The sequence below is a fragment of the Myceligenerans halotolerans genome (assembly GCF_054782975.1).
This window is the reverse complement of record NZ_BAAGRL010000041.1, coordinates 1-4397: the sequence shown is the minus strand read 5'-3', so window position 1 is coordinate 4397 and position 4397 is coordinate 1. Positions and strand designations below refer to the sequence as shown.

General features: G+C 68.8%; 7 protein-coding genes. 1 reads left to right on the top strand and 6 read right to left on the bottom strand.

Annotated features, from left to right (window positions below; translation table 11 throughout):
- The 3 genes from ACYVK5_RS21365 to ACYVK5_RS21355 all read right to left on the bottom strand — a co-directional run.
- On the bottom strand, window positions 1-814 hold an 814-nt coding region (locus ACYVK5_RS21365), incomplete at its 3' end, for an HAD family hydrolase (protein ID WP_460707989.1).
- Window positions 783-1220 carry a hypothetical protein gene (locus ACYVK5_RS21360; RefSeq protein WP_460707988.1) on the bottom strand — a complete coding sequence of 146 codons (438 nt, stop codon included), beginning with the start codon at window positions 1218-1220 and terminating at the stop codon, window positions 783-785. The genes ACYVK5_RS21365 and ACYVK5_RS21360, both read right to left, overlap by 32 nt.
- Entirely contained in the window at window positions 1220-1528 is a 309-nt protein-coding gene (locus ACYVK5_RS21355) for a hypothetical protein (protein ID WP_460707987.1), read from the bottom strand. The genes ACYVK5_RS21360 and ACYVK5_RS21355 overlap by 1 nt, the downstream gene beginning before the upstream one ends.
- Window positions 1529-1739: 211 nt before the next feature.
- On the opposite strand from ACYVK5_RS21355, the gene ACYVK5_RS21350 reads away from it, so the two are divergent.
- Window positions 1740-2495: a GntR family transcriptional regulator gene (locus tag ACYVK5_RS21350; protein ID WP_460707986.1), complete on the top strand. Its 756-nt coding sequence runs from the start codon at window positions 1740-1742 to the stop codon at window positions 2493-2495.
- Window positions 2496-2532: 37 nt separating this feature from the next.
- On the opposite strand, the gene ACYVK5_RS21345 is transcribed toward ACYVK5_RS21350, so the two are convergent.
- The 3 genes from ACYVK5_RS21345 to ACYVK5_RS21335 all read right to left on the bottom strand — a co-directional run bounded on the left by ACYVK5_RS21345 (window position 2533) and on the right by ACYVK5_RS21335 (window position 4337).
- A complete protein-coding gene (locus tag ACYVK5_RS21345; protein WP_460707985.1) occupies window positions 2533-3174 on the bottom strand; it encodes a GNAT family N-acetyltransferase in 642 nt (213 codons plus the stop codon).
- A 62-nt stretch (window positions 3175-3236) separates the two neighbouring features.
- On the bottom strand, window positions 3237-3770 hold the full coding sequence (locus tag ACYVK5_RS21340; protein ID WP_460707984.1) for a GNAT family N-acetyltransferase: 534 nt from the start codon (window positions 3768-3770) through the stop codon (window positions 3237-3239).
- Between the two features lie 63 nt (window positions 3771-3833).
- Window positions 3834-4337, bottom strand: coding sequence for a hypothetical protein (locus ACYVK5_RS21335; protein WP_460707983.1), 504 nt, complete (start codon window positions 4335-4337; stop codon window positions 3834-3836).
- Between the last annotated feature and the right edge of the window lie 60 nt (window positions 4338-4397).

Below are 4397 nucleotides of genomic sequence, written 5' to 3'. Positions count from 1 at the left end.
GAGACGGCCAGGGGAAACGGACCACGTGAGAGCGTGACACCGCGCCCCTGGCCGATCTCACCATCGCGTCCCCGATCGCGAGGGTGCGGTCGGGGTGCACGCCGAGGCGGCGCCGGACGCGGTAGAGAGCCGTGCCCTTCGAGATCAGGCCTGCGGCCAGGTCGATCCAGGAGTCGCCTGCCGGGGTGGCGGTCACGTCGAGTGTGCGCAGGTGGCGCAGCAGGGTGGGGGTGACGCCGAGTGCGTGCAGGACCAGGCGGGGCGTGGACTCGGGGAGGTGGTCGTGGGTGACGAGGGTCTGGCGGCCGTTGAGCAGTCCGGGTTCGAACTGGCGGGTGACGTGGTAGCCGTAGCCGACTTCTTCGGCGGCGATGGCGGTCTCGGCCATGACTTCGCGGACCAGGTTCACGACGGGTGGCACGTGGAGGGTGAAGGCATCGGTGATCTCGTACCCGCCCGGCGCGTTCGGGGTCAGGCGTGCGGTGACCGCGCCGTTCGAGGCGACGATCCAGCCCGAGGCGAGGCCCAGGCTCGCGGCCACCGGCATCACCCCCACCAAGGAACGTCCGGTGGACAGGACCACATGGTGGCCGGCGGCGATCACGTCCTGCACGGCATCGGCGGTGACCGGTGGCACGTCGATGGTGCCCTCGGGAACGATGGTGTCGTCCACGTCCAGGGCGATCAGCATCGGCCCGTCGGGGCTTGGGGTCGTGGGGGCTGAGGGGCGGTGGAGTTCCTCGCCCGGGGCCGGTGCGCCGAGGTCGGTCGCCGTCGTCCGTTCATCGGTCGTGGTGGGGTGGTCGGTGCTCATGCGCGGGTCCTTGCTGCGTGTCGGGTGTGGGGCGGGAGGAGTGCCGCGGGAACGCGTTGGTCAGGCGCGGTGCCCCGGTTGTGGTGGTTGCGGGGCCGACGGCGGTCGTGGCGGGCTGGTCGATGACCAGGCAGATCGCGCCGAAGGGCTGGAGGTCATGGGTCAGGCGGGTGCGTGTGGTGGCGAGGGTGGTGCTGGCGGGGATGATCACGGCCCGCGCGTCGTGGCGGTGGGCGACGTCGAGGATCTGGCTGATGGTGTGGCCGTCGAACCGGTCGGTGACGATCTGCGCCAACGCGTAGCCCTCGGCCCGGGCGTGTTCGGTGACTGCGTCGCGTTGAGCGTCGAGGGTGCCCTCGTCGCGCGCGGACACGTAGCCGACCGCGACCGGGGCGGGCGCGTTCATCACGCCTTCCTGGCAGGCTCGCGCAGCGATGAGCGGACCTGGACCTCGAGCCCGTCGACGGTCCCTGTCCACAGGGTGTGTCCGGGCACGAGCAGCCGATGATCCAGCGGCGTGGTGCAGCCGAGTGTCCGGGCGATCTGCTCGCCGTCGTCCAACCGGACCGGCTGCAGGCACACCCAGCCGCGTGCCAGCGTGACCAGCGCGATCCGGCCCGCACCGGTCTCACGCAGCATGTCCTGCAGGACACCGATCGCCGGGTCGAGTCGGTCGGGGCCGCACGGTCCACGGTCTTGATCATGGGTGTTCATCACATACTCGCCGTGGTCTTCGGGTACTCCGATACGCCTGGGCATCGCATAGCCTCCCCACCATCCGAGAGCCTCTTTAAAGAGGTTGGCCACTCCACGATGAGGCCCCTCTGCAAAGAAGTCAACACCTTCTGCAAAGAAGTTGGGAAGATGTCCTTCGTGCCGGCTGCGCCGTGCCAACCGGCCAGTCGGGTCCCGTAGGGTTGATGTCGTGTCTAAAGAGGTGAGAAGTGGCGTGGCGGAGAAGATCGCCGCCGACCTCCGCGACGCCATCGAACGCGGGGACTACGGACCAGGCGACCGGCTGCCCGGCGAGAACACCCTCATCCAGGACTACGGCGCCGCGCGCCTGACCGTGCGCAGCGCGCTCGCCAAGCTCCAGGCCGAGGGCCTGACCGTCTCCCGCCAGGGTGCCGGAGTCTTCGTCCGCGAGTTCAAGCCTGTCATCCGCAACGGCATCAACCGCGTCAGCGCCCGCCAGTGGAACGCCGGCAAGAGCATGTGGGACACCGACACCGCCCAGCGGAACCTCACCGTGGACGGCATCGAAGTCACCCCGGAAGAAGAAGCCGCTGGCGACATCGCCGCACTCCTCGCGCTCGGTGAGGGGGCCGCCGTCGCCATCCGGCGACGCCGTTACCTCCTGGACGACAAGCCCGTGCTGTCCGCCACGTCGTACCTGCCCGCGGAGCTCGTCGCCGACAGCCCCATCGTCGAAGCCGACACCGGGCCGGGCGGGATCTACGCCCGCCTGGCGGACCTCGGCCACGCGCCCGCGCACTTTCGCGAGGACATCGTCTCGCGCATGCCCACCAGGGCCGAGAAGGAAGAACTCCAGATGCAGGCCGCGACTCCGGTCTACATCATCACCAGGACCGCGGTCACCCAGGACGGCACACCCGTCGAGGTCAACATCATGACCGCCGACGCCTCCGCCTACGTCCTGCGCTACGACTTCGACACCTGAGAACTACCGCCGTCCACGTAAGTGAACGCGACGGCGGTCAGGGCAGCCTCGGAGTCCCGGGCGCGGTGCCAAGGACGGCCGCCTCGACCAGCCGCGGCCCGGCGTACTCCTCGGGGATGGCGTCCATGATGACTTCGTCGGCGGGTTGGCCGAGCCAGGAGCCGGTGCGGCGGCGGGTGCCCACGATGCGGAAGCCGGCCTTCTCGTAGGCGTGGATGGCGCCGGTGTTCTGGGCGATGACCGACAGGTGGACACACCGCAGCGCGGTGAGGTGGAAGGCCCAGTCGAGCACCATGGTGGTCGCGGTGGTTCCCGTTCCCCGGCCGCGTTCGGCGGGTTCGCCGATGTAGATGAAGAACTCGGCGGTGCGGTAGCGGTCGTCGATGAGCAAGGAAGCCATACCGACCGGCCGCCAGCCCTTGCCGTCGTCGTCGCTGTCGTGGTGGCCGTAGATCGTGAAGCGTGTCTGGGCCTCGGTGTCCGAGATCTGGTGCTCGAGCCCAGCGGTGCGCTCGACCAGCGACTCGTGGGTCTGGCGGGCGTAGCCGGCCATGACGGGCAGGGAGTTCTCCCAGCGCCAGTACGACTCCAGCAGATCGGCGCGCAGCGGGCCGAGCCCGACGCCGTCGTGGGTGAGCCACAGGCCGGGGGTGGTGTTCTCGTTGATGGTGAACTCCAAGGGTCAGATGGTGAGCAGGGCGGTGAAGCGGCTGGTGGAGGGCAACTCCGCGACCGGCAGAGTCACGGCCGATGCCGGGCGTCCTGCGTCTCGTGCAGGATGAGGTCATCGCGGTGTTGGGCGGGGTGTTGGAGGAGGTAGAGGGTGCGGGTCTTGCGCTGGGTAGTGCGCACGAGGCTGTAGCCCTGCTGCTTGTAGTGGTCGGCGAGTTGTTCGAAGTAGCAGCCGCGGCGGACCCAGTGGGCGCCTTGTCGAGCGGCGAGGTCGGTGGCCCACCAGGCGATCTGGGTGCCGATGCGGTGGTGGCGCCAGGCGGGGTGGGTGGCGGTGGTGAACAGGTACAGGGCGGGCTCGGCGGCTTCGTCCGGGGTCCACTCGGGCGGGGCCTCGGCTTGGACGGTCGTGGTGCCGATGATGTCGTTGCCGTCCTGGACGACCCACATTCCGCTGTCGTGGTCGTTCGCCAGGGCCGCGATGGCGCCGGCGGCGTCGCGCCAGGTCTCCAGGCCACGCTGTTCGAGCCATGCCGAGCGGGCCAGGATGAGGTTCTCGATCGCTGAGCGGTCGTGCGGAAAGGCGGGGCGGATGGTGAACACAGTGGGGTGCTCCTGGCGGCTGTCAGAGGTGGTCGGAGATCGGCGGTGGTGCAGAAGCGCCGATCAGCAGTAGGCGGTGGTGGCGTGGTGGAGGGTGAGGACTTCCAGGAGTTTGGCGTCGTGGTCCTCACGGTAGGTCCCTGACTCCAGCCGGGCCACGGCGGAAGTGATGCCGCCGGGGTCGAGGAGTTTGTCGTCGAACAGGAGTGATCCGTCGGCGAGCATTTCCTTGAGCAAGGTGACTCCTTGGGTGGTCAGGGCGTGCTGGACGACCTCGGCGAAGGATTCGCGTTCGCTGGGGTGGGTGATCTGGTCGGGCATGCCGTGGGAGGCCAGGTGTTGGCGCTGGAGCTGTTTGAGCATGCGCCAGTCGTAGGGGAGTTGTTCCCCGAGGGAGACCATGTGCGGGTCGGCGAACGGGTGGACGGGCCACAGGCCTTCGCGCAGCAGGACGGGGGCGGTGGTCTCCAGTGACAGGAGTGTCATGGAGTTGATCGGTGCGGGTGGTGCGATGCCGTCCTCGGCGAACTCCAGGGCCGCACGGGCTCGGTCGCCGATCCAGGGCACGGTAGTTGTCAAGTCAAATGAGACGCGTTCACGCCTTGATGACTTCTTTCTGTGATGTTC

Excerpts from the sequence above, each read along its gene's own strand:
- ACYVK5_RS21360 (WP_460707988.1), bottom strand. The coding sequence starts at position 1,220 with ATGAACGCGCCCGCCCCGGTCGCGGTCGGCTACGTGTCCGCGCGCGAC.
- ACYVK5_RS21355 (WP_460707987.1), bottom strand. The coding sequence starts at position 1,528 with ATGAACACCCATGATCAAGACCGTGGACCGTGCGGCCCCGACCGACTC.